The sequence below is a fragment of the Virgibacillus halodenitrificans genome, assembly GCF_001878675.1.
Classification (GTDB): domain Bacteria; phylum Bacillota; class Bacilli; order Bacillales; family Amphibacillaceae; genus Virgibacillus_Q; species Virgibacillus_Q halodenitrificans.
The window spans coordinates 1879221-1904883 of the sequence record NZ_CP017962.1 but is presented as its reverse complement, the minus strand read 5'-3'; the positions used below and the strand labels follow the sequence as shown (position 1 = coordinate 1904883).

Annotated in this window: 28 protein-coding genes; 3 read left to right on the top strand and 25 right to left on the bottom strand. The window is 36.2% G+C overall.

Annotated features, from left to right (window positions below; translation table 11 throughout):
• The first annotated feature begins 93 nt into the window (after positions 1-93).
• Positions 94-684, top strand: coding sequence for a Holliday junction resolvase RecU (gene recU, locus BME96_RS10005; protein ID WP_019378409.1), 591 nt, complete (start codon positions 94-96; stop codon positions 682-684).
• 17 nt (positions 685-701) lie between these two features.
• On the top strand, positions 702-3422 hold the full coding sequence (locus tag BME96_RS10000; RefSeq protein WP_060678923.1) for a transglycosylase domain-containing protein: 2721 nt from the start codon (positions 702-704) through the stop codon (positions 3420-3422).
• A 66-nt stretch (positions 3423-3488) separates the two neighbouring features.
• On the opposite strand, the gene nth is transcribed toward BME96_RS10000, so the two are convergent.
• The 16 genes from nth to BME96_RS09920 all read right to left on the bottom strand — a co-directional run bounded on the left by nth (position 3489) and on the right by BME96_RS09920 (position 18191).
• Positions 3489-4136 carry an endonuclease III gene (nth, locus tag BME96_RS09995; RefSeq protein WP_060678921.1) on the bottom strand — a complete coding sequence of 216 codons (648 nt, stop codon included), beginning with the start codon at positions 4134-4136 and terminating at the stop codon, positions 3489-3491.
• A 1-nt stretch (position 4137) separates the two neighbouring features.
• Positions 4138-4821, bottom strand: coding sequence for a DnaD domain-containing protein (locus BME96_RS09990; protein WP_060678919.1), 684 nt, complete (start codon positions 4819-4821; stop codon positions 4138-4140).
• Between the two features lie 96 nt (positions 4822-4917).
• A complete protein-coding gene (gene asnS / locus BME96_RS09985) occupies positions 4918-6210 on the bottom strand; it encodes an asparagine--tRNA ligase (protein WP_019378405.1) in 1293 nt (430 codons plus the stop codon).
• 23 nt (positions 6211-6233) lie between these two features.
• Positions 6234-7412 carry a pyridoxal phosphate-dependent aminotransferase gene (locus BME96_RS09980; protein ID WP_071649994.1) on the bottom strand — a complete coding sequence of 393 codons (1179 nt, stop codon included), beginning with the start codon at positions 7410-7412 and terminating at the stop codon, positions 6234-6236.
• 17 nt (positions 7413-7429) lie between these two features.
• Entirely contained in the window at positions 7430-7963 is a 534-nt protein-coding gene (locus BME96_RS09975) for a cell wall elongation regulator TseB-like domain-containing protein (RefSeq protein ID WP_060678917.1), read from the bottom strand.
• The gene (locus tag BME96_RS09970; protein WP_019378402.1) at positions 7926-8102 is read right to left on the bottom strand and encodes a YpmA family protein; all 177 of its coding nucleotides are present in this window, start codon (positions 8100-8102) and stop codon (positions 7926-7928) included. The genes BME96_RS09975 and BME96_RS09970 overlap by 38 nt, the downstream gene beginning before the upstream one ends.
• 197 nt (positions 8103-8299) lie before the next feature.
• Positions 8300-11101 carry an ATP-dependent DNA helicase DinG gene (dinG, locus tag BME96_RS09965; RefSeq protein ID WP_071648992.1) on the bottom strand — a complete coding sequence of 934 codons (2802 nt, stop codon included), beginning with the start codon at positions 11099-11101 and terminating at the stop codon, positions 8300-8302.
• An 81-nt stretch (positions 11102-11182) separates the two neighbouring features.
• Positions 11183-11572 carry an aspartate 1-decarboxylase gene (panD, locus tag BME96_RS09960; protein ID WP_060678914.1) on the bottom strand — a complete coding sequence of 130 codons (390 nt, stop codon included), beginning with the start codon at positions 11570-11572 and terminating at the stop codon, positions 11183-11185.
• On the bottom strand, positions 11569-12456 hold the full coding sequence (gene panC, locus BME96_RS09955; RefSeq protein WP_071648991.1) for a pantoate--beta-alanine ligase: 888 nt from the start codon (positions 12454-12456) through the stop codon (positions 11569-11571). The genes panD and panC overlap by 4 nt, the downstream gene beginning before the upstream one ends.
• Before the next feature lie 13 nt (positions 12457-12469).
• On the bottom strand, positions 12470-13297 hold the full coding sequence (panB, locus tag BME96_RS09950; RefSeq protein ID WP_019378398.1) for a 3-methyl-2-oxobutanoate hydroxymethyltransferase: 828 nt from the start codon (positions 13295-13297) through the stop codon (positions 12470-12472).
• On the bottom strand, positions 13291-14286 hold the full coding sequence (locus tag BME96_RS09945; protein WP_019378397.1) for a biotin--[acetyl-CoA-carboxylase] ligase: 996 nt from the start codon (positions 14284-14286) through the stop codon (positions 13291-13293). Before BME96_RS09945 ends, panB begins: the two co-directional genes overlap by 7 nt.
• Positions 14262-15464, bottom strand: a complete 1203-nt coding sequence (locus BME96_RS09940; RefSeq protein WP_019378396.1) for a CCA tRNA nucleotidyltransferase — start codon at positions 15462-15464, stop codon at positions 14262-14264. Before BME96_RS09940 ends, BME96_RS09945 begins: the two co-directional genes overlap by 25 nt.
• A 12-nt stretch (positions 15465-15476) precedes the next feature.
• Positions 15477-16601, bottom strand: coding sequence for an N-acetyl-alpha-D-glucosaminyl L-malate synthase BshA (gene bshA, locus BME96_RS09935; RefSeq protein WP_019378395.1), 1125 nt, complete (start codon positions 16599-16601; stop codon positions 15477-15479).
• Positions 16598-17020: a methylglyoxal synthase gene (locus BME96_RS09930; RefSeq protein ID WP_019378394.1), complete on the bottom strand. Its 423-nt coding sequence runs from the start codon at positions 17018-17020 to the stop codon at positions 16598-16600. Before BME96_RS09930 ends, bshA begins: the two co-directional genes overlap by 4 nt.
• Before the next feature lie 10 nt (positions 17021-17030).
• Entirely contained in the window at positions 17031-17825 is a 795-nt protein-coding gene (gene dapB, locus BME96_RS09925; RefSeq protein ID WP_060678899.1) for a 4-hydroxy-tetrahydrodipicolinate reductase, read from the bottom strand.
• Between the two features lie 33 nt (positions 17826-17858).
• Complete coding sequence (locus BME96_RS09920; protein WP_019378392.1) at positions 17859-18191, bottom strand: nucleotide pyrophosphohydrolase; 333 nt, start codon at positions 18189-18191, stop codon at positions 17859-17861.
• A gap of 180 nt (positions 18192-18371) precedes the next feature.
• On the opposite strand from BME96_RS09920, the gene BME96_RS09915 reads away from it, so the two are divergent.
• The gene (locus BME96_RS09915) at positions 18372-19247 is read left to right on the top strand and encodes a YitT family protein (protein ID WP_019378391.1); all 876 of its coding nucleotides are present in this window, start codon (positions 18372-18374) and stop codon (positions 19245-19247) included.
• 30 nt (positions 19248-19277) lie between these two features.
• On the opposite strand, the gene BME96_RS09910 is transcribed toward BME96_RS09915, so the two are convergent.
• The 9 genes from BME96_RS09910 to BME96_RS09870 form a co-directional block, all read right to left on the bottom strand.
• Entirely contained in the window at positions 19278-19922 is a 645-nt protein-coding gene (locus BME96_RS09910) for a zinc metallopeptidase (RefSeq protein WP_051002318.1), read from the bottom strand.
• 108 nt (positions 19923-20030) lie between these two features.
• Positions 20031-20300: a sporulation protein YpjB gene (locus tag BME96_RS09905; RefSeq protein ID WP_019378389.1), complete on the bottom strand. Its 270-nt coding sequence runs from the start codon at positions 20298-20300 to the stop codon at positions 20031-20033.
• Positions 20301-20376: 76 nt separating this feature from the next.
• The gene (gene lhaT, locus BME96_RS09900) at positions 20377-20949 is read right to left on the bottom strand and encodes a lipoprotein heptaprenylglyceryl N-acetyltransferase LhaT (RefSeq protein ID WP_060678896.1); all 573 of its coding nucleotides are present in this window, start codon (positions 20947-20949) and stop codon (positions 20377-20379) included.
• An 87-nt stretch (positions 20950-21036) separates the two neighbouring features.
• Positions 21037-21813 (bottom strand): menaquinol-cytochrome c reductase cytochrome b/c subunit, encoded by a 777-nt coding sequence (locus BME96_RS09895; RefSeq protein ID WP_071648990.1) that lies wholly within the window; start codon positions 21811-21813, stop codon positions 21037-21039.
• 16 nt (positions 21814-21829) lie between these two features.
• Positions 21830-22504: a menaquinol-cytochrome c reductase cytochrome b subunit gene (gene qcrB / locus BME96_RS09890; protein WP_019378386.1), complete on the bottom strand. Its 675-nt coding sequence runs from the start codon at positions 22502-22504 to the stop codon at positions 21830-21832.
• A 6-nt stretch (positions 22505-22510) separates the two neighbouring features.
• Positions 22511-23023, bottom strand: a complete 513-nt coding sequence (locus BME96_RS09885) for a QcrA and Rieske domain-containing protein (RefSeq protein WP_019378385.1) — start codon at positions 23021-23023, stop codon at positions 22511-22513.
• Between the two features lie 143 nt (positions 23024-23166).
• Positions 23167-23625, bottom strand: a complete 459-nt coding sequence (locus tag BME96_RS09880; protein WP_019378384.1) for a DUF2487 family protein — start codon at positions 23623-23625, stop codon at positions 23167-23169.
• Positions 23626-23716: 91 nt separating this feature from the next.
• On the bottom strand, positions 23717-24289 hold the full coding sequence (locus BME96_RS09875) for a ReoY family proteolytic degradation factor (RefSeq protein WP_019378383.1): 573 nt from the start codon (positions 24287-24289) through the stop codon (positions 23717-23719).
• Positions 24290-24355: 66 nt separating this feature from the next.
• Positions 24356-25618, bottom strand: coding sequence for a tetratricopeptide repeat protein (locus BME96_RS09870; RefSeq protein WP_071648989.1), 1263 nt, complete (start codon positions 25616-25618; stop codon positions 24356-24358).
• Between the last annotated feature and the right edge of the window lie 45 nt (positions 25619-25663).

Below are 25663 nucleotides of genomic sequence, written 5' to 3'. Positions count from 1 at the left end.
ACTATCTGTATAAAGAAGGAAGTTTATACTTGTTTTTTATTATCAACGAGCTACTCTTATAGTATGATACAGTAATTCAAGGAGGAAACATGTTTGAAGTATCCAAATGGAAAAAGGCTTAACACATCTCAAAATACGATGCAGGCTAAGATGGGAAGTGTGTTTAGTAACCGTGGAATGACACTAGAGGACGACATCAATGCTACTAATAAATTTTATTTGGAAAGTAATAAAGCTATAATTCATAAAAAGCCTACCCCTGTACAAATTGTCAAGGTAAATTACCCTAAACGAAGTGCAGCTGTAATTACTGAAGCATATTTCAAACAGGCTTCAACAACCGATTATAACGGAGTTTATAGAAATAAGTACATTGACTTTGAGGCAAAAGAAACAAAAAATAAAACATTGTTTCCCCTGGCAAACGTCCACGAACATCAAATGGAACATATGAAATCAGTAACCGATCACGGTGGAATATGTTTTCTCATCATCCGGTTTTCTATGTATAACGAAACATACCTATTAGAGGCCGAAAATCTTTTTTATTATTGGCGAGAAAAGTTATCCGGTGGGAAAAAATCCATCCCTTATAGTGATATAGCAAAGAAAGGATATTTGATTCCTTTTCATTATCAAGCAAGAATTGATTACCTAGCTACAATAGATAAGCTTTATTTTTAGAGACGGAGGAATGAGCTATGGCAGATAAGAGCCAGACGCGTACAGCACGAAGAAAACAAAAGAAAACAAAAAAGAAACCAATATGGAAAAAGATATTAGTTGCGTCATTAATATTTGTTCTGGTGATTGGTTTGGGAGTGGCAGCAGTAGGTACTTACTGGATCGTAACTGCCCCCGACATTGAAGCATCAAAATTATCCGATCCCCTTGCTTCCCAGGTATTAGACAAAGATGGTGATGTTTTTGCAACACCTGGTGACCAAAAGAGGACGAAAATTGAGTATGATGATTTGCCTCAAATTTTGGTTGACGCTGTAACTGCTACGGAGGATGCCAGGTTTTTTGAACATAGTGGTATTGATTTACGGAGAATAGGTGGAGCGGTTATCGCCAACTTTACCAATGGATTTGGTTCAGAAGGTGCCAGTACAATAACCCAACAGGTTGTAGAAAAATCCTTCCTTTCACCAGAGAAAAAGATTAGCTTAAAAGTACAAGAACAATGGCTTGCATTGAAGCTTGAAAGAAAGTATTCCAAAGAAGAAATATTAGAAATGTACTTAAACAAGATATTCTATGGAAGTAATGCTTATGGTGTAGCAAGAGCAGCGGATGTATATTTTGGGAAGAAGGAGTTAAGTGAGTTGACTCTTCCTGAGGCAGCGATTTTGGCTGGTCTTCCGCAAAGACCAACAGCATATAATCCTTTTAAAAATCCTGAACTAACAAAGAAACGAATGAATACTGTTCTAACTCTAATGGTTAGACATAATAAAATAACTCAGGAAGAAGCAGATGAAGCACGAAAAGTAGATATTCCATCATTATTAAATGAATCAAAGCCAGACTCCATCAAATATGACGCTTTTCTAGATCAAGTGCGAAAAGAAGTAAGTGAAAAATTAGATGGTGCAGACATCGATACAGATGGTTTAAAAATTCATACAACATTGGATAAAAATATCCAGGAACATGTTGAGTTCTTATTAAAGGATAAAGAAAATAGCCCTATTTCCTACCCAGATGAAGAAATGCAGGCAGGAATGGTAGTGCTTGACACCAAAAATGGTGCAATACGTTCTATTGGCGGCAATCGCAGTGAAAAGGCTGGTGGCTTAAATTATGCCATTGACTTAAACAGACAGCCTGGTTCCACAGCCAAGCCTATTCTATCTTATGGGCCTGCAATTGAATATGATAAGATTTCCACCTATCATCAAATTAATGATGACAAACCATATGATGAAGGTGTTGAAACTCCAATAAGAAACTGGAATAGACAGTACGGTGGTTGGATGTCAGCAAGGTATGCTCTTGCCCAATCATTGAATGTACCCGCTGTGAAATTAGCAAAAGAAACAGGGCTTGATAAAGCACAAGAGTTCGGAGAAGGGCTTGGATATAAATTTGACAATGATCAGATAGATATCCGTGACGTTATTGGCGGGACAGGTACCGGAGTCTCCCCTCTTCAATTAGCTGGTGCCTATAGAGCATTTGGTAATGAAGGGATTTATAATGAACCATATGCTGTAACGAAAGTTGAGTTTCCGGATGGCAAAGTAGTTGAATTACAACCTAAACCAGAGGCTGCTATGTCTGATTACACGGCATACATGGTAACAGATATGTTGAAGAGTGTAATGACAGAAGGAACAGGAAAAGAGGCAAATATTCCAGGGCTCCACGTAGCTGGGAAAACAGGTACTACCAACCACACAGAATTAGAAGGTAGTCCAGATTCATGGTTTAGTGGATACACTACAAACTATACAATATCTATTTGGACTGGTTATAATGATTACAATAAAACGTTGCCGAATACAAAAATTCCACATGCTTTATTTAAAAATACAATGACGGAGATTTCCAAAGATAAGGAAACAGCTGATTTTGAAAAACCAAACTCCGTTGTGGAAGTTGCAGTAGAAAAAGGATCGCAACCAGCAAGGTTACCAAGTGACTTTACTCCAAGTTCTCAAATAGTAAAAGAATTGTTTGTAAAAGGTACGGAGCCAAAGAAAACTTCAGAAAAATATGATGAGCTTGATCCTGTCAGCGACTTAAAAGCAACTTACGATAAAGAAAGCAACACGATTGATGTAAAATGGAAATATGATGCTGATGAAAAAGTGAATTTTGAAGTTAGCACAAGTGTTGACGGTGGAGAAATGCAAAGCCTATCATCGACAGAAGATAAGACTATACAGATTTCAGAAGTGGAGAAAGGTGCTGAATATACAATTCAGGTTGTTGCGGTAAGCAGTGAATCAAGCTCCATGAAGAGTGAACCTGTGACTACAAGTGTCAATATAACTGATGAAGAAGAGGAAGATACTGAAGAAGAAAATGAAGAGGAAGATAGTGCTGAAAATATTCCTGCTGTGAGTGGGTTAAGTGCAAAGTACAACGAAGAGAATTCCATTATTGATGTTTCTTGGAATTACAATGGTCCACCAGCATCCTTTGAAGTATCTGTAAATGGTCAAACTCAATCGGTACAATCAAACGGAATAGAAATTTCAGGTGCCTCCCCTGGCCAATCTTACACTATTCAGGTAACTCCTATTGGCCAAAAAGGCGCGAATAAAGATGCTAAGGGTGAACCGCAAAGTACTCAAATTACAGTACCGGAAAGTCAAAATGAAGAAACGAACGGAAATGAAGATTCTCAGGAAGATCAAAACAATGAAGACAACCAAGAAGAATCTGGTGAGGAAGGACAAAACGAAGAATAAGTTAATTTAAAAGAGGTAAACGCCATTTAGGCGTTTACCTCTTTATTTTGTGAGTATTAACCACACTTAACGTTTCTTCATTCTTTTTTTACCCTCTCTACAGACAACTAATAAAGGGCATTCAGAACAATTTGGATTCCTTGCCTTACAGTGATACCTTCCAAAAAAGATCATGCGATGATGTGTTACACTCCACTCTTCTCTAGGAACTTTACGCATTAAAGTTTCTTCTACTTCAATGACAGAATCTTTCCATCTACATATACCAAGTCTCTTAGAAACACGCTCAACATGAGTATCAACTGCAATAGCTGGTTCATCAAAAGCTACAGAAGCAACAACATTGGCTGTTTTTCGACCTACACCTGCAAGCTTCACTAATTCTTCTTTTGTATTTGGCACTACGCCATTATAATCCTTTAATAGAACCTCACATAACTTACGAATATTCTTTGCTTTGTTTCGATATAGTCCTATTGATTTAATATCCATTTGTAATTGCTCAAGAGATACAGCTAAATAATCCTCGGGGGTTTTATACTTTTCAAATAATCCCTCTGTCACTTTATTTACAAGTACATCTGTACATTGGGCAGATAACAAAACAGCTATTACCAGTTCGAAAGGATTACTATGCTGTAACTCGCATGCTGCTTCGGGGAACATTTTTTCCATTTCATCTAAACAAAATCTTATTTGTGTTTTATTTAACATATTAATCTTCCCCCTCTAACCAGTTATAGTAAAAGGATGTATCTCTTTTTTTGGTTTGCTCTTGTTGAGAAGAATTTCTCGTCGAGGAATGAAAACTTTTACTGGCTTCTCGGGCTTGTTCAACCGTGTTTATTCCTTTTTTCTTCCATTCTCTAAGTATACGATCAATATATTTAAAATTTAATTTCCCCATCAACACGGATTCTCTAAGCCCGGCTTTTATTAGAGAAGCAGATATTTTATCATGATCAAGCCATGTATTAATTGTTTCTATTTCGAACGGGGATAATGGCCTGCCAAACTCCTGTTCAAAGAGAATAAATATCGTACCGTCTTCATGCTTCTCCCCCACTTCCTCTACTTTAAATAATTTTTCCCAAAGGGGATTAAGGCTATATGCTTCAGTAAGTTGATTTCTGTTATTTTTTAGTTGCTCAATTAACAATAAATCTTTCTGAATAAGTTTACGCAAGATGTTAGCACATTCCTTTTCATCGATACTTAAGTCAGAGGAAAGCTCATAAGGTGTAGGGAAATTATTGTTTTCAATTGCAAAACGATGAATCTGTAGAATTACAACCATATCCGTTTCCGTCAACCCCAATTTGACATAAGAAGTCAAAAGCTGAACCGGGATATGAATTTGATTTTTTATAATTTGTTGAAAAGAAACGTATTTTGTCACAAAGAACACCTCATTCTTAGTATATCACGAAATGAAGGATAAGCAGATGAAATCCCCTGCTTAGAAGCAGAGGATTCCATAATAGGTAAATATTAATTACGGGTATAAGCGATTTAATAGTCTTGGAAAAGGAATTGTTTCTCTAACATGGTCTACTCCTGATAACCATGCAACAGTTCTTTCTAATCCAAGGCCAAACCCAGAGTGTGGGACACTGCCGTATTTTCTAAGTTCTAAATACCACTCATATGCTTCCCCAGTTAAACCATGCTGTTCATATCTTTCCTTCATTAATTCTAAATCATCAATCCTTTGGGAACCGCCTATGATTTCGCCATATCCTTCCGGAGCAATAAGATCTGCACATAGTACAACATCAGACCTGTCCGGATCAGGCTTCATATAAAATGCTTTTATTTCAGCAGGATAATTTGTAATGAAAACTGGTTGTTCAAAATTCTCTGCGATAGCTGTTTCATGTGGAGCGCCAAAATCTTCTCCCCATTCTATATCATCAAACCCTTTTTCCTTTAACAGTTCTATGGCATGGTCATAAGAAATTCTAGGGAATGGTGCTTTAATTTTTTCCAGTTTTGCTGTATCTCTCTCCAATACCGACAGTTCAAGCTTACAATTTTCCAATACACTTTGAACAACGAAACTAACGTATTGTTCTTGTATCTCAAGGCTTTCGTTATGATCAACGAATGCCATCTCAGGCTCGATCATCCAAAATTCAATTAGATGCCGGCGAGTTTTTGACTTTTCTGCACGGAATGTAGGTCCAAAAGAGAATACTTTACCAAAAGCCATTGCAGCAGCTTCCATATACAGTTGACCGCTTTGGGATAGATATGCTTCTTCATCAAAGTATTTCGTATGAAATAGCTCCGTAGTACCTTCTGCGGAAGAACCAGTTAAAATTGGTGGATCAATTTTAACATACCCGTTATCATTAAAGAATTGATACGTTGAACGGATAATTTCATTACGAATCTTCATTACAGCATGTTGCCTTTTTGAACGTAACCAAAGATGTCTGTGATCCATTAAAAACTCTGTCCCATGTTCTTTCGGAGTAATTGGGTAGTCGTTAGCCTCATGTATCAGTTCAATATTACTTACTTGCATTTCATAGCCAAATGGCGAACGATTGTCCTCTACAATTTTCCCTGTTATGTACATGGATGATTCTTGGTTCATATTTTTTGCTAACTGAAATGTTTCTTCACTAACATCATTTTTAACTACTACTCCTTGGATGAATCCAGTACCATCACGCAGCTGTAAAAAAGCAATCTTACCACTAGATCGTTTATTGGCCAACCACGCTCCAATGGTTACTGTCTGTTCTATAAATTGTGGCGATTGTGAAATCGTTGTTTTCAAAAGAAGTCCTCCTAGTTCTCAATTTAATGTTCTGATACAAATCGTTTAATTCTTTTAGCAGCTTCTTCTAAAGCTTCTGTAGATGTAGCATAAGATAAACGTACATTATCTGGGGAGCCGAAGCCGGAACCTGGTACTAAAGCTACTTTTTCTTCCTCAAGAAGAGCATTGACCCAGTCATCTACCGAATCAAACCCATTATTAGTAGCAGCTTCTCTCACATTAGGGAATAAATAAAAAGCTCCTTTTGGCTTTTGACAAGTAACCCCAGGAATATCTACCAGTAACTTATACAAAAGATTTAATCTCTCATCAAATGTTTTCTTCATTTCTTTAACTGGATCTTCGTTTGCAGAATAGGCAGCAAGTGCAGCATACTGTGCAATAGAAGTGGGATTAGATGTTGAATGGGAAGCAAGATTTGTCATTGGCTTGATTATTTTGCTTGTCCCGGCAGCATATCCAATTCTCCAGCCTGTCATAGAATGAGATTTTGAAACACCATTAATGACAATCGTCTGCTCCTTTAATTCAGGGCTCAATTGTGCTATTGAAACATGGTTATCTTCAGTGTATAACAGCTTCTCATATATTTCATCAGAAACAATAAGAATATCATGTTTCATACAGATTTCCCCAAGTTCTCTTAGTTCTTGTTCGTTATACACCATTCCTGTAGGGTTACTTGGTGAGTTAATAATAACTGCTTTTGTACTTGGATTTATTGCCTCTTCTAAAGCTTGAGGGGTAATTTTAAATTCGTTTTCTTCCTTAGCAGATAGAATAACTGGTTTCCCGCCTGCAAGTTTAATTTGCTCTGGGTAACTCACCCAGTAAGGGGCTGGCACAATTACTTCGTCTTCGTCATTTAAAATTACTTGAAAAAGAGTATACAAAGCATGCTTAGCTCCTGTAGTAACAATAACTTCGTCAGCATTATACTCTAAGTTATTATCTGTTTGAAACTTATTAATAATAGCTTTTTTTAATTCTGCTACACCACCGGATGGGGTATATTTAGTCAGACCATCATGCATAGCTTTTTCTGCAGCTTCAAGAATATATTCAGGTGTATTAAAATCCGGTTCACCTGCGCCTAAACCAATGACATCATGCCCTTGCATTTTTAATTCCTTTGCTTTTGCTGTAATTGCTAATGTAGTTGATGGTGTTAATGTTTTTACTCTCTTTGCTAAATCAATCATTTTTGATCACCTTTCTATTTAAACATTTGTTTAAAACGATATTGTTCATAGCGGGAACCATCATAGATGGATAAATAATCCAATACATATCTGTTGGCCTCATCTCTATAAGAAAGTTCCCAAAGCGGCTTATCATTTACTAATGCTGGAGTAATTTTTATAAATTCACAGCTAGAGCATTGCTGTCTCCATTCCTTTTTGATTGCCTCTTCTGTAATAATATCTGATTGATCTATAGTTGTAAGTTCTTTTTTCTTTTTTTGCAGGGGATAAAATATAATTTGTTGCTTATTATTATCCGTTGTACCAAAAATAACATGGTATGCTTCTTCTCCGTTAAATTTTCTAATTTCATCAATTTTCTCTATTGACGTTGCTTGTAAAATTTGTTTTTTTGTTTCTGCAAAGCCCTCTGTTTTACTATCTTTTAGATCAAGATATAAAAATAATACGTAAATAAAACAAGAAATGATTACGATTAAAAATATTATGCTGCTCCAAACAAACCCTCTATGTCTTGTATATTGTAAAGATCGCTTTATCTTCATCTTTATCATCCAATGATAAACCGAACATGAGATCTTGATATTTTAATGTTCGATTTAAAGTATCCACTATTTTATAAAGATCTGATGAATAATTTAGTTTCACTGTAGACAATGTCTCAATATTTTTATGTTTATCCATCTTAACCTCCTTCAGTAATACAATTCTTGTTTTATCAATATTTGTTAGTCATATTGCTAAGAACTTTGCAGATAATATAAATACTATTGTAATAAATAAAAGCTAATGTAAATGAATTTATTTATTTCAATAAAAAAATTCCTAACCTGTGCTTAATTGCTACTGATGTATTCTTCCAACATTAGTAGCTTTTTTTCTTAAAACCATTCCTTTGCTTGCTCCATTAGTTTTTGTGTAGAATCATTTGTTATTGGTACCTCAGGTATAGAATCTCTAAAATAACTGCCGTATTTGGCCGTGATCATTCTTGAATCACAAACAAATACAATACCGCGATCTGAAGCTGAACGAATTAATCTGCCAAAACCTTGTTTAAATCGGATCACCGCATTAGGAAGAGCAAGCTCCATAAACGGATTTTTCCCTTCATTTTTAAGGTGCTCCGATTTTGCCTCATAGATTGGGTGATCAGGTGGTTGAAAAGGAAGTCTGATGATCATTAAACAAGAAAGGTCTTCCCCTGGAATATCTACTCCCTCCCAGAAAGAGCTAGTTCCAAGTAAAATTGCCTGTTCAAAGGTTTGAAAATTCTTTTTTAATCTGGCGCGACTTCCACTGCTAATTCCTTGTGCGATAACCATATATTTGTCACTTTCCATTATTTCTTTTAATAAATAGTACGATTTTCGCAACATATCATATGACGTAAACAGTACAAGCATCCTGCCGTTTGTTATCTCAGCAAGTGACATAATAGCTTCACATGTGGCATAAATAAAATCATCGGGTTTTCCATATTTAATACTGGGAAAGTCATTAGGTATCATTAACTTAACCTGATCTTTATACGAAAAAGGAGATTTTATTTTTGTAGTTAAAACTAAATCTGATGGTAACCCCAGCCGATTCTGTATAAAGCTAAAAGACTGCTTCATCGTCAGGGTTGCACTAGTTAATATAACACTTTTCTTTTTTGTGAAAAAGTCATTGGTTAAAAAGTCAGCTATGTCTGTAGGCTCACTATATAAATATACAGCATTTTTCGCTCCATGTGTTTCAATTTCCATCCATTTCACATACTTTTCCCCATGATGATTAAAGAACAGTTCAGCTAACCGATCAATGAAAGATTGTAGTTGGTCTATATTTCCTTTCAATTCATCATGATCAAATTTTTCAAAAGTTTCTTCTTTCAGCAGGTCTCTCTCTATACTGGTGAGAATATGGATTAAATCCTTTAAGTAAAAAGAAACACGGGAAGCCATTTCTCTTATAGCCTTCCATTTATCCGGTATTTCGTTCTCATCTTCAAAGCGATATTGTATTCTTCCGACATCACTTAAAGATTTATTTTTACTATTCTGTGCCATAACATATTGAAACAGCGTACGAAATAATTCATCTATTTCATATTTCGCATCAGATAAGGTAGCATTCCATTTTTCTAAGGAAAGATGGTGTTGTTTATACGGATACTTTTCTATAAACTTACCTAAAAATTTAGTTTCCTCGGTAGTACCCAATTGATTGAGTATGTACTGCATGCTAATATAATCAAGTTTTTTACCATAATGACGAGAAGCTGTTTCCTCCAGATGGTGTGCTTCATCTACAATTATTTTATCATAACTGGGTAATAGCTTGTATTCATTAAAAATATCCGTGCATAATAAAGCATGGTTTGTAATAACGATAGAAGCTAGTTGTGCTTTTTTTCTTGCCTTTTGATAAAAAGATCTGGAAAACCAGGGAGATGATGGATCTATATATCCCTCTGATTCTGTAGATACTTTCTTAAAAAAATGAAATCCACTAGTTGGGAGCTGTATTTCCTCAATATCTCCTGTTTCCGTTTCAGTTATCCAAATAAGAAGCATTGCTTTCGTTAAAACAACATCATAATTGTCTTCATAAGGAGAAGCTAGCTCATGATTAAATTTTTCCAGACTAAGATAATGCGACTTTCCTTTTAATAGAGCTACTTGTATCGGAAAATTGACAATATCTCTCACTAAAGGGATTTCTTCTTCCAATAGTTGAGATTGCAATTGTGTCGTAAAAGTACTTATCACAATTTTCCGCTCCGAATATACAGCTTCGTACACTGCTGGAAGTAAGTAAGCCAATGATTTTCCAGTACCTGTCTCTGCTTCGATCAGAGCATGTTTTTGTAACTGGAATGCATCAAAAATCACTTCAGACATTTCTCGTTGACCATCTCTTTTTTCATAACTGGATAACTTATTCTGTAAAGCTCCATTCTCTTCATAAATACTGTCAAGGAAATCTCCAAATGAAACATGCTCCACCCCATGTTCTACTTGTGGGACTTCTATGTGTTTAAATGCAAGCCCCTGGTATGTTGCAATATTTTTTTGAACTATTTCTTCATACATAAGTTGCTTTTGTCTTTCTAACAGCAGTGGATATAGATCTGACTTTAGCTTCTTCTCCAATCTGATTAAATGTTCGATCGTTTCACCGGGCAATGCCCAAAGCTTTTCTTTAAGCTTTAAAAAGACTTTTCCGGTAACATACGCATCTGAGAGTGCTCGATGAGGTTCATCATGGTAAATTCCTAAGTATTCAGCCAGTTGTCCTAGTTTATAACTGGGTGCCTGGGGGAATAAAATTCGAGATAACTCTACAGTATCTAATACAGGATTCTTTAGTTGTTGAAATCCATTTATAGCAAGCTGCGTATTTAAAAAGCCTAAATCAAATGGCACGTTGTGTGCTATTAAATAGCTTTCCTTAAATAGCTCAATAATTTCCTCTGCTTTTTCAAAAAAAGAAGGTGCATCTTTAACATCCTCATTTGATATACCAGTTAGATTAGAAATAAATGGCGGTATTTTCTTATGAGGGTTAAGTAATGTAGAATATTGATCGACTATTTTATCCTTTTTTAATATAACAATACCAACTTCAATAATCCGATCGTCCTTCGTTGGAGAATGACCAGTAGTTTCCAAATCAATAACAACATATCTGTTCACTGTTTCACCTCATTTCTACCGCAAGCCTATCATAAAAAACTCTTACCTTTTCATGCGATAAGAGTTTTTACATCTTAACATCTAGCTAGTTACTTCAGTTAATGGCGGCTCTTGTTCTAGGAGTTGCTCAACTTCATTTTTCTCATTCATAATCGCTACTTTTGGACGGAATGTAGCTAACTCTTCAGGAAAAAACATTCCATAAGATACTATAATGACAATGTCCCCTTTTTGGACAAGTCGGGCAGCTGCACCATTAAGGCAAACCACTCCTGACCCTCTTTCTCCTGGTATAACATATGTTTCCAAGCGGGCTCCATTATTATTATTAACTATTTGTACTTTTTCATGTGGCAATATATTAACCAAATCCAAAATGTCCTGGTCAATGGTTACACTGCCTACATAATTTAAGTTAGCTTCCGTAACTCTTGCACGATGAATTTTACCCTTCATCAATGTACGAATCATTGTGACTCCTCCTGTTTCCAAAAACGAATAATATCTCCATCCTCATTCAATAATAAATTATCAATTAATCTGGCTCGCTCAAATTGAACTGCCAGTGCTATTATTACCTGTTGATTCATATCGGAAACTGGCTTCAATTCAGGGTAACTAAGCACTTCTATATAATCAATCTTACCGTCCGTATTATTGGAAATGATATTATTTATCTCTTTAATAATAATAGCAGGATTAAATTCTCCGTCAACAACAAGTTGGTGACCATGCTTGAGTGCTTTATATAGCCAATTTGCTTGAGCTCTTTCTCTCTTGCTTAGATTTACATTTCTGCTACTCTTTGCTAAACCATCCTCTTCACGAACAGTTGGTAAACCGATTAGAGAAATCGGAAAGTTTAAATTATGGATTAACGCATCTATTACAGCAACCTGTTGTGCATCCTTCATTCCAAAATATACTTGATCGGGCTGTGTTATATGAAACAATTTTGTTACTACGGTTATGACTCCATCAAAATGCCCTGGACGAGCTTTACCGCACAACACATCAATTCGATCATTGATTGTCATTGTAATTTGCATCTTCTGTGGGTACATCTCATCAAGAGGAGGGATAAACAAGAAATCTACACCTACATATTCTGCCTTCCTAATATCCTCTTCTTCATTGCGTGGATACCTGTCAAAGTCCTCATTAGGGCCAAATTGCAGTGGGTTAACGAAGACACTAGAGACAACAGTATCATTTTCTTCTTTTGCTTTCTTCATAAGTTGGAGATGTCCGTCATGAAAAAAACCCATTGTCGGCACAAACCCAATCTTTTTTTGCCCTTGCTTTAACAACTTAATTATATTCCGCATTTCATTCACTTCACGAATTATTTCCATAGTAATCCCCACTTCAATTTTCAGGTAGAATATTCTTATCCTTTATAAAGAAAGAATGTTTATCGCCAGGAAAAATAGATTCTTTTACATCTCTAATATATGTCTCTATTGCTTGTTGACCATGTGAGTTAAAGTCTCCATATTTATTAACAAATTTAGGAAGACGGTCAACACCATAATTTACTATATCATGATATACTAATACTTGCCCATCACAATGGGCTCCAGCACCAATTCCGATTGTCGGAATATTAATTGCTTCCGTTATTAGCTCCGCTAACTCTTTGGGGACACACTCCAAAACTAATGCAATGGCACCATGAGTACTTACTTCTTTAGCTTCATAAAGCAGTTTTGCTGCTGCATCTGCATCTTTGCCCTGAACTTTATATCCACCCAAGACGTTTACGGACTGGGGTGTTAAGCCTAAATGGGCAATGACGGGGACTCCTGCTTCGCTTAAACGTTTAATTAAGTCGAGGTTGTCCTTTGAAGCACCTTCCAATTTAATTGCTTGGGCACCTGTTTCCTGAAAAATTCGCTGGGCGTTTTTCATCGATTCCTCCATGGAAATATGATAGGACATGAAAGGCATATCCACAACGATAAACGTATTACTTGCCCCCCTTTGAACCGCCTTTCCGTGATGAATCATATCTTCAACTGTTACCTGGATGGTAGAGTTATACCCAAGTACAACCATACCTAATGAGTCTCCTACTAGGATCATATCTATTCCAGCTTCCTCTGCAAGCCTTGCTGATGGATAGTCATATGCTGTAAGCATGGTTATCTTCTCTTTAGTTTCTTTCATCTTCAATAAATCAATTCGATTTAACATTCTTCCACATCCTTAAACCATTCGATTTCAGCTGAATATAATTTTTTAATTTCGCCATCCTTTTGTTTTACCAATAATGCACCATCCTCAGCAATACCCGAAAATATAGCTTGGAATTGGTCACGTAAGGTAGTGATCGAAATCGATTCACCTATTTTAAAGCCATACCTCTCCCATTTCTTTTTCACTTCCGGGAAGCCATTTATCAAATAGGAATCATACGCTTTTTCAAACTCCTCTAATATAAGGTGGATAAATTGTTTAATAGAATGCTTTTCACTGGATTCTACTCTTAAAGAGGTTGCTTTCGACTGAATTTCAATAGGAATGTCCTCTTTGGTCTGATTGATATTCATCCCAATTCCAATTATTACATATTGGATCTGATCCTGTTCAGCTTGCATCTCAGTCAAAATACCAGCAGTCTTTTTCTTGTTTACAAGTATGTCGTTTGGCCATTTGATCATCGGAGTAACGGTTGTGTTCTTTTGGACTACCTCTGCTAACACAGTAGCTGTTAATAATGTTAATTGAGGTGCTAAATATGGCAGAATCTCTGGCCGGAGTATAATACTCATCCATATTCCTTTTCCTTTGGAAGAAAACCATTCCCTATTCAACCTTCCTCTGCCACTCGTTTGCTCGTCAGCAAGTACAATAGTGCCATGTGGCGAACCTTCCTGTGCCAACTGGTGAGCGATAACCTGAGTGGAAGGAGTAGATTCTTTATGAATAATTTTACTTCCTAGCCATGATGTATTTAAACCCCATTTAATTGTATTCTCGCTTAATTTGTCAGGGAAACTGATGATACGATACCCTTTGTTTGATTTACCTTCTATTTGATACCCGTCTTTTTCAAGGTTTTTCATATGCTTCCAAACTGCACTACGGGAAATACCAAGATGTTCAGATAACATTTGTCCGGATATATATGTATCCTTATCTTTTGCTAGCAAATCAATTAATTTGTTTCGGGTGGATTCCATCTTATCCACTCCTTTATTTCTTTATTATTATTTCGAAGGTTTCCTAAAACAATTTCTTTTTCCAAGTTATCCATAATTTGACGGATCCACGGTCCTCTTCGCATGAAAGGAAATAAATCTATAACCTCTTGACCATTTATAGAAAGATCCGCTTTAGAATGTATAGGTAATTTATTATTAATAGTAAGTAATTTCTCCATGCTTAACGACACTGACGGATCAGCTAATGTTACAATACGAAGGAACGGAGCAAGATATGGCTTTTTCAACTGATAGACCAGCATAGAATTAACTCCGAATCTTTTAAATAAGTAATAAGAATCCACTAAATGAAGGGCATCTTTTTTTATTTTATTGGAACATTTCCATTCCTTAACCCAATGGGCAATAGATATACTTGGTTCTACTATATGCATATATGCAATCACTTCACTAAAGCTCATGAGTGAATGTATGTTAGAGGGTAACTTTTTTATTAAGTTCGGAAACGATCTGAATACAGGTAGGAAGGAATCAACTTGGATTTCCTTCATGTAGTTAACAGCCTTCCTTATATCATTTCCAGCAAAAAGCTTGGAAAATTCATTCGTTAAACGCTCTACCGCAAGTGTATTAACCAGATGGGCTGCCTCTTTCATGTGCACTTTGGTATCAGGTGCAAGTGAAAATCCTAATTGGCTTGTAAATCGTAAAGCCCGAATAATGCGAAGTGGATCCTCTGCAAATCTTTCGTAGCCATTTCCTACAGTCCGAATAATCTTTTCCTTTAGATCTCTTCTACCTTCAAATAAATCTATGATATGACCGCCTTTAGACATAGCCAAAGCGTTTATTGTAAAGTCTCTTCGTGCCAAATCTGCATCAATTTCATTCACAAATTCAACCTCATCCGGTCGTCTATTATCGGAATAGCTCCCATCAATACGAAATGTAGTTACTTCATAAGATTCTTTTTTATAACGGACCACCACTGTGCCGTGCTCAATACCGACTGGAATAACTTTATTAAAAAGCTGCTGAATGATCTCCGGCTTTGCAGAGGTAGCAATATCTACATCCCCAATTGGCCGATCAAGCAAATAATCCCTGACACAACCGCCAACGAAGTATGCCCGATGCCCGTTAGATTCAATTTTTGTTAATATATTTGTAGCAGTTAGAAAAGGTTCAGTTAACATAGTAATCACCTGTTATTCATTTCCAAGGTTATTATATAATTGCAGATATTGTCTGACAATTTTTTTAGAATGAAAGTGCTCCATAGCATGTGTTAATGAACGATTCGAGAATTCCACTAGTCTTTCAGAGTTCGTCAGTAACTCTATAGCATAAGCAGCTGCTTGCTCAGTATCCCCAATATTCACGAGATAACCCGTCTCTCCATGCTCGATAACTTCAGGTATCCCACCTGCCCTTGTGCCTATACAAGGAACCTCACAAGCCATAGCTTCAAGTAACACGAGCCCGAAGCTTTCTTTCTCAGAGAGTAGAAGCTTTAAATCGGAAATTGATAATAAATCACTTATATTTTTTTGTTTTCCTAGAAAAAGCACCTTATCATTAATGCCAAGATCTTTTACTAACTGAACAATAGAAGTATATTCAGGCCCATCTCCAACTAGCAGAAGCTTACTCTTACAATGATGCTGGATCTTTTCAAACGTATATATGACGTCCTCAACCCTTTTTACCTTTCTGAAGTTAGATATATGAATGATTACTCTTTCATCAGCTTTTATTCCATATTGTTCTCTCAGATGAGGTAATTCCTTTTTCACATACTCTTTTTCATTAACAAAATTGTAAATAACAGAAATATCTTTTTGAACATCGAGCATTTCGTAAGTCTGTTCTACTAAATCATTTGAAACAGCAGTAACAGCATCCGATTGTTCAATTCCATGCTTTATCATTTTTTTAAATGTATGATCAATGCCAAGAACAGTGATATCGGTACCGTGGAGTGTAGTGACAATCTTTACATCTCTTTCTGCAATATCTCGCGCTAATATGGCACAAATAGCATGTGGCATTGCGTAGTGCACATGGAGTATATCCAATTTTTCCTCATCAATAACCTCTGCCATTTTAGTTGCTAGTGCAAGATCATAAGGAGGATATTGAAAAACCGGATAATGATTTAATTCCACCTCATGATAATAGATTTGTGGATAAATACGGTCAAGACGGAAAGGTATACTAGAAGTAATAAAATGAATCTGATGTCCTTGCTCTGCAAGAAGCATGCCTAACTCCGTTGCGATAACACCTGATCCACCAACGGTTGGGTAGCAAGTAATGCCTATTTTTTTCATTTCTCTTTATCCTTTTTTCTATTCGATTTCACAATATTTCTCCAGCTAAGATCGCCTCGCTCCAAACCCCTAATAAAAATTTCCGATGCAGCAATATTTGTCGCTAAAGGTATATCATGAACATCACATAGTCTCATCAATGCACTTACATCAGGTTCATGTGGTTGAGCTGTTAGAGGATCTCTAAAAAAGATCACCATGTCCATTTCTTGATTGGCAATCATAGCCCCTATCTGTTGATCGCCTCCGAGTGGTCCTGATTGAAATAAATGTACATTTAGACCTGTTGCCTCCATAATCATTGTCCCAGTTGTTCCTGTAGCAAATAAATGATGTTTTTTCAAAATGTGTTGGTATGCAATACTAAAATCAATGATCTTCTGCTTCTTTTTATCGTGTGCGATTAAAGCAATATTCATAGTATCTCTCCTACAGTAAGTTTTCCAATCCGTAAACAAGTTCTTTGCGTTCCATGACATTTTCGATGCCGAGTTTTATTCCTTCCATAAAAGACTCACGATTTATGGAATCATGTTTGATAGTCAAGGTTTGCCCTGCACTTCCGAACATCACTTCCTGATGTGCAACAAGTCCAGGTAAACGCACACTATGAATATGCATCCCGTCAGTAACTGCACCTCTTGCACCTTGTATGGTTTCTGATTCATTCGGGTGTCCTTGTCGTTTTAAGTCCCTTGTTTCTTTAATAAGCTCTGCCGTTTTAATAGCTGTTCCAGAAGGAGCATCAAGCTTATTATCGTGATGTTTTTCGATAATTTCTACATCTGAAAAGTACTTTGCTGCCATTTGTGAAAATTTCATCATCAGAACAGCTCCAATTGCAAAATTTGGAGCAATTAGACATCCTAAGCCTTTCTCCTTTGCAAGCTCAGATAATTCTTCGATCTGTTCTGTAGTGAAACCTGTTGTGCCTACAACCGGACGCATATTATGGTTAAGAGCAGATTTGGTATGTAAGTAACCTGATTCAGGGATAGTTAAGTCAATAAACACATCAGCATTTATCTCTTTAAAACATTGCTCATGGTTTTCATAAATCGGAACATCTATTTCTGGAAGTCCTTCAATATCAGATATTTGCTTCCCGCCATTTTTACGATCAATACATGCTACAAGTTTAAAATCTTTTTCTTTATTTACCATTCGTACGGCTTCTCCACCCATTTTCCCACGCGGTCCTGCAATTATAATATTTATACTCATTATCCATTTTCCTCTCTCATCAAATTAGTAGAATTATTTTCTAGTCCATCGATCTTTGTCTCTTGTTTCTATCTTACTGACCGAAGCTTCAAATGCCTCAGAGAGATCAATTTGTAATGAATTTGCAAAGCAGGTCAGTACAAATATAATGTCCCCAAGCTCTTCTTCAACGGTTTTCTCTTTTTCTGTTTTCTTTTTAGGTTTTTCCCCATGATAATGATTAACTTCTCGCGCCAATTCACCTACTTCTTCTGTAAGTCTTGCCATCAAACTAAGCGGTGAGAAATATCCTTCTTTAAACTGAGAGATGTATTGATCGACTCTTTTTTGTATTTCTTGTGTAGTATATATGGATTGATTAGTCATATTTCCTCCTTATAAAAGCTTTCCGATTATGTACCTGTTTTTATGGTAGCTAATCACGCGGGTTTTGACAAATTTTTTATTCTGATAAAAGGATTTTATTGTTCTATCATGCAATTTTGATTATAATGATAAAAGTATGCCGAAGTACCACATTTAAATGTTGGGAGGTACGTATTACGAATGCTGTTTGGCTTAAAAATTAAAAACATTGTATTTATTTTATTAGGGGCTGCTATTTTTTCTTTTGGAATTGTTCACTTTAATATGCAGAACAACTTAAGTGAGGGTGGTTTTACAGGTATAACCCTTTTGTTATATTTTCTATGGGAATGGGATCCTGCCATTACCAATATTTTATTAAACATACCACTATTCTTTATAGGTTGGAAATTTCTAGGTCGTAATACTTTTTTATATACAATAATAGGTACAATTGCTGTTTCTGTATTTCTAAGTATTTTTCAGGCAAATCAATTTAACTTGGGGCTCGAATCTGATATGACATTAGTGTCACTATTTGCCGGTGTTTTTATAGGGGTCGGTCTCGGAATAATCTTTCGCTTTGGAGGTACTACAGGCGGCGTAGATATTATAGCTAGACTTGTTAATAAATATGCTGGGTGGAGCATGGGCAGGACGATGTTCTTATTCGATTTTATAGTAATCACAACTTCTGTCTTCGTTATACTAGATCTGGTTCAGGGAATGTACACCCTTGTCGCTGTATATATTGGTGCAAGAGTAATTGATTTTATTCAAGAAGGAGCTTATTCGGCAAAAGGGGCAACAATTATCTCAAGTCAAAGTGATGATATTGCTGAAAAGATTCTTAAAGAAATGGATCGAGGAGTGACTGTTCTTGAAGGAAGAGGCAGTTTTTCGGGAGAAAAGAGAGATGTGTTATATTGTGTTGTAGCCAGAAATGAAATTGTCAGATTAAAAAGTATAATTAATTCTATAGATCCACATGCATTTGTAGCTGTAAGCACTGTACATGATGTATTAGGAGAAGGATTTACTCTGGATGAAAATAAGAATCCGTTACACGAAAATTAAAAAACAGAGGACCTCGACGTCCTCTGTTTTTTAGTCATTGTTCCCGGCAAAGTAAATTAGTATAAAACGTACTAATTCTGCTACAGCTACCAAGGCTGCTGCAACATATGTCATTGCAGCGGCATTCAATACCTTCTTCGTTTCCCGTTCTTCATTATTTCTAATAACTCCTGTTGATACAAGCTGTGTCATAGCTCTGCTCGAAGCGTCAAATTCTACTGGTAATGTTACCAATTGGAATAAAACAGCAGCTGACATAAAAATAATACCAAACAGCAGTAAATTACTCATCTGCAGGAAAATACCCGCTAAGATTAAAAAGAAAGATATATTTGAACCGAAACTTGCCACTGGCACTAGAGCACTTCTAAATCTAAGAAAAGCATATTCCTCTGCATCTTGGATAGCATGTCCTACTTCATGAGCCGCAACAGCAGAAGAGGCCATCGATTGACCGTGAAAGTTTCCAGTAGATAGCCTCACTACCTTTTTTCTAGGGTCATAATGATCGGAGAGCATCCCTTTTGTTTCTTCAATAGAAATGTTATACAAACCATTGTCATCAAGTATCTTTCTAGCTACTTGTGCACCAGTCATTTGGGAAGAAGTTGCTTTTTTCGAGTATTTATTGTACGTGTTTTTTACTTTCGATTGAGCCCAGATTGGAATAATCATTAAAAGGGCAATATATATTATATACCCACCTAATCCACCTAACACCTTTGCATTCCTCCATTATTAGAATAAAATATCTATAGGTCAATTTTAGTCAAATCCAAGTAATTAGTCAACTAAATCGTCCTTTTGCATTTTCTTGTTTTTCTCGCCTTTATATTTTCTCCAACTTACGTAAGATAATGTAATACCAATACACCCACCAACTATTATAACAGTCCAGATAAGTAGTCCCAGACCATTACTTTGTGTGTCTACAACAGTGGTACCAAGTTGGATCTCAGCTTTTACCTGTAGTGGAAAAAAGTAAGAGCTAAAAATAATCCCTATGCTGAAGAAAATTAACCAAAGAAGTGTAATTCTTTTACAACCTGCCATAGAGATCACCTCAATATACATATTCTATTACAATATATGTAACGAGTCGGCGTTATATAACAAAGAAAACGGATATTTATCTTTTATTATTTGTAACTGTTAATCGATAAGCAATAATAATGGATATAATGCTTAGCCAGAATGTAAAGTAACCTATTTCATTCATATATGAAGTAAGTGATGAGTAGATTGGCATCATTTCAAATACGTAATCAATGATGTCATTGTGAAGTGTCCATATTCCAGCAACAACTATATGTCTTAGTTTAATTTTATAATAAGGGGCGTACAATAACCCCTGAATCGCCATCGCTCCATGTGAAGCAATTAACATATAACCTTGCCAGCCTAAGTCGCCCTGTACCAACCATGTAAGCCCATTCATCGCAACCGCCCAAACTCCGTATTTAAATAAAGTAATTATGGCAAGTGCTTCTATGTAAGGAAAGTGCTTTTTGAAAATAAAAAGAAGTAAAAATATAGTAAAAAAAAGACTTGCCGTAGGACTATCAGGTACAAAAATCATAAAGATTGGAGGAGTAATTTTCAATTGACTCTCATACCAGATATATCCATATATCGTTCCGACTAAGTTTACAATAAAAAGAAAGATTAAAAATTTCCTGTCTGTTAATATGTATCTAATCATAAGTTCACCCTTTCCTATCGAGACTAGGTTTTCAGGTAATAAAACACCTTCACCCCATTCGTGGGTGAAGGTGTATGAGTTAGTATCTTATTCTGTTCCTTCGTTTACGGAAACAATGAAGTCAACTAACTGTTTAAGTTCTTCATCTGTTCCTTGGAACTGATCTGGAGGCATGCTGCCAATACCCTCTTGGGCAATTTTTGCAATCTCTTCAGCAGAGTGTTCAGTTCCAATAAGTGCTGGAGCTGCCGGACCACCTGTTAAATCTTCACCATGGCAAGACATACAATTACCTTCGTATATAGCATAGCCAGGATCTTCTTTATCAATTTCAATTGCAGATGGCGGAATAGGCTTATTCGCTTCAGCTCTTGTTTCCCAATCCACATGTGAAGAAGATTCATAAGTAAGCCACATAACAGCAGCTAGACCAAGGAGCATCATTCCTACAGCAACCGGTCTTTGATGTGGTCTCCTACCTGGTCCTTGGTCTAAAAATGGTGCAAGTAAAAGTGCACCGAACGCTAAACCAGGTAATACAATTATACCTATAAGGCTAAAAGTACCACTGGCAAATTCATATTTTAATAATTGGTATAGAAACAAGAAGTACCAATCCGGCAATGGTATATAGGCTGCATTTGTAGGATCGGCCATCCCTTCAAGTGGTGAAGGGTGAGCAACTGTCAAACTTAGGAATCCTACTAAGAATACTGCCCCTACTAACCATTCTTTTAATAAAAAGTTAGGCCAGAAAGCTTCTGTTCTACCAGGATATTCAGAATAATCTTTTGGTATATTCGGTTTCCTTTCAGCAGAGATACGGGAATCTCCGACAAACTTCATACCTTTACCCTTATGCACAGCTTTCCCCTCCTTTTTATAATGGTCCAGAAATACCTTGTCTACGTATTAATATAAAGTGCACTGCTAGTAGAGCAAATAAAGCACCCGGCAAGAAAAACACATGAATTGCGAAGAATCGAGTCAGCGTTTGAGCACCAACAATATTCGGGTCACCAGCTAGCAATGTTTTTAAATCACCGCCGATAAATGGAACTTGTTCGGCAATTTCAAGACCAACCTGAGTTGCAAAATAGGCTTTATTGTCCCATGGAAGTAAATAACCAGTAAATCCAAGGCCGAGCATAATAAAGAAGATCAGGACTCCAACCATCCAGTTAAGTTCCCGCGGTTTCTTATATGCCCCTTGGAAAAACACACGTAAAGTATGTAATAAAAGCATTACGATAACGACACTTGCACCCCAGTGATGCATACCACGAACAATTTGTCCATGAGCAACCTCTGTTTGAAGATAATAAACGGATTTCCAAGCATTTTCAATATCTGGTACATAGTACATTGTTAAAAACATACCAGAAAGAATTTGAATAACGACAACAAAAAATGTTAATCCCCCAAAACAGTATACAAAAGCAGAGAAGTGATGGGCAGGGTTAACATGTTCCGGAACTTCGTGATCTGCAATATCGCGCCATATAGGCGTAATATCGATTCGATCATCAATCCAATCATACATTTTCTGCAGCATAATTGATTACGCCTCCTCTCTTAATTGTGGTTCTCCGAGGAATAACATTCCATCCTTGACTTCCTGCTCATAAACATCCAGTGGAGCTAATGGTGGTGTACCAGGTACGTTTGTCCCATCTTTATAATAGCGTCCATCATGACATGGGCAGTAGAATTGGTTTGGATATTGATCGCTTCCTTCCCATGATACTACACAACCTAAGTGCTTACATATTGGGGAAAAAGCTTGTATATCCCCATTGTCATCTTTAAATACCCAAGCAGATCTGCTGACTTGAGATTCATACCAGCCGTCTACCTGATCAATTTTCCAGTCAACACGCTGTGGTTCGTTTGTAATATCTTCCACTGCTAGTCCAACATTTATTAGACCGCCGTGTTTTTCTTCCTTTAATACTGGGTCAACAGCCATACGTAACATTGGAGCAAGCATACCCGCTGCCATAAAACCCCCGACACCTGTAAGCGTATAATTTAAAAATTGTCTACGGGATACTTGTTGCTTTTCTTCGCTCATGATTTTCCCCCCTCTTTTACGATAATCACGGACATTAAAATTAAAATCAGATTACTAGGACATTACCATAATAGCGCAAACTGGTAATTCGGTCAATGATTTATCAAATTTGTTCTTAAAAAGACATAGAATCAATTAATTACCTACCAATAAGACCTCATAAACTCTGTTAACTGCTCTACTTGATCTTTTATTACTCCGTGCATTTCTGCAGATTGCAAGTCCCCTGATTGGATGCCAGGAATCCAAAGCAAGGTACCGTTTAATTGACTCTCTACTTTTTTCCAAGAGGAATCAAATGATATAAAGAATATATGTGAAAACGGTTGTGCTTGAAGATTATTAACCCAGCCATTCACTCTTTGTACTTCCATCTCTTTTTCGGCAGTTTTCACGTAATTATATATAGGGGTTAATAACAATCTTCCAGTCAATTCTTTTTCAATTTCAGAGCATAGCAGTGTAAGGACTTCATGTTGAAATGACATTTTTTCTAAGTCAGTATCATTTGAAAACTGAAATGGTGCTAAAGGTAAAATTATTGTGTCGATATACTCCTTTGCCTGAACATACTGTTGCAAGTCAGCTTTTTTCCACTTCATACTTATCAACCCTTCTTAACTAGTATTTAACAAATTAAAAAAATTATTACATTACACATAAGTTTATCTTATGCGATCAAAAAAAATCAACCTATTGCCTTAGCAATTTAGGTTGATTGGATTCTTCCTTTAGTTTAAGTAACTTATTAGTAAAAAGAGTAAACTTTTCTTGATTATTTTCATCTAATGCCCGATCAATTTCACCTAATATATGAGTCAATTTGTATTCATATAAGGACTTTTCCAATAATAGTTCAGCTTGTTGCTGGTCTTTCTCTGTTATAAAATATTCATCTGGAATATAAGGATTTTCTTCAAGCACAGAAACATAGAAAGCATTTTGATAGGATTTCTTAAAATTCAACTGTAAGTATAATGGATCTTCTTGGTTCAAACGAATATCATGAAAAGATTTCTCAGCATCTGTGGTAACCAGTTGATTCTTATAAAAACGAAAAGGTGTTTCCTCTGAACAATGGCTTGTCATAATGATACCACGTGGACAAAATTTCGCTTCTCTTACAAAATGAACATTTGCCAGAACATCTTTATGATTTACTAAGTAATTTAAAATCCAAACACTTTCCCGCTTTTTAAGTTGATAATGATTTAGAAACCACTGTATAAAACTCTTTTTGTCCTGGACAGAAACAGGAGTTTGCATTTTTTAATGGCCTCCTTTATATTCTATTATGTTTTATTTCAACAAACCAGATAGAATTCCCTTTATTTACTGTTCTTCAGCTTGTTCCAGTCTCTCAACAAATTCCTCAATCTCGTCATCCACTGGAGTTAACTGAAGATATGCTCTAAATACCTCTGTTGCTTCCTTGCTCCTCCCTTCTTCTAATAGAAAATAACCATATTCTTTCAAGAAGTCACTGTCTTGGTTTAAATTATTGTATGCTTCTTTATAGTGATTTAATGCATCTTTAAATTTTTCAATTTCATTATATGCTCTAGCAAGCTCCCATTCGTATAAAGGATCTGTTGCTCCAGTATTCTTTATTTCGCTAAGCAGATCAATAATCCCTGCAAAATCATCTCGTTTTTTTAATAATTCTATTAAAAATAATATTGCTTCCTTATAATCGGGGTCTAATGCAATTGCTTCTCTTACCCATTGCTCACTATCCTGGTTTTGATCCAACTTATGTGCCAAGTTTCCAGCTACGAAATACAGCTCCTTATTAAATTCATCTATTTTAATTCCTTTTTTAGCTGTTTCATATGCTTCTTTCAACATTCCCTCTTCTTCATAAACCGTTGCAAGATGTACGTAAACGGTATGATAATAGATATCTATTTCAATAACATGCTCCCATGCCTTAATTGCAATATCCTTACGTCCTGCTTGGGATGCAGTAATTCCGTATTTAAACAATGTATCTGGATTTTCGCTCTCAATATCTTGGTAAAAAGTAAGTGCAAGTTCATATTCTCCTGCTGCTGCATACGATTCAGCTAACCGGTCATTAATCGAAACGTTAGCAATTTCCTTTTCTTTTGGAAGTACTTTTTCGTAGAAGGTTGCAGCCTTTCTATATTCACCGATAGAAAAAAACAGTTCCCCTAAAGCGAAATCGATAATGAGTTCATTAGGCTCGAATTGTTTTGCCTGCAATAGCTTCTGTTCAGCAACCTCAAACAGTCCTTGAGCTTGATATAAATCTGCTAACTGAATCAATGCCTGTACGTATGCTGGGTCATCCTCTTTTATATTGTTTAATAATCCCATTGCTGCCTCATCTTTATCCAATTCAATGTAGACATCTGCCAAGGTTACTACCAATTCAGTTTCACCTGGATACTGTTGTACTAATTCTTCAAGTATCGTGCTTGCTTCCTCCAAATACCCCCACTGCATGTATAATTCCGCAATCGTATATTTCTCTTCCTCGTCAGCAAGAGGCAGGTAATCTTCCAGTACTTCAATAGCTTTTTCAGTCTGATTGCTCTCCATCAGGTTTACTGCTTCCATAATTTTTTCCATTTTCTCCACACCCCTAGCGTTTAATTTCAATTAACATGATTTTAA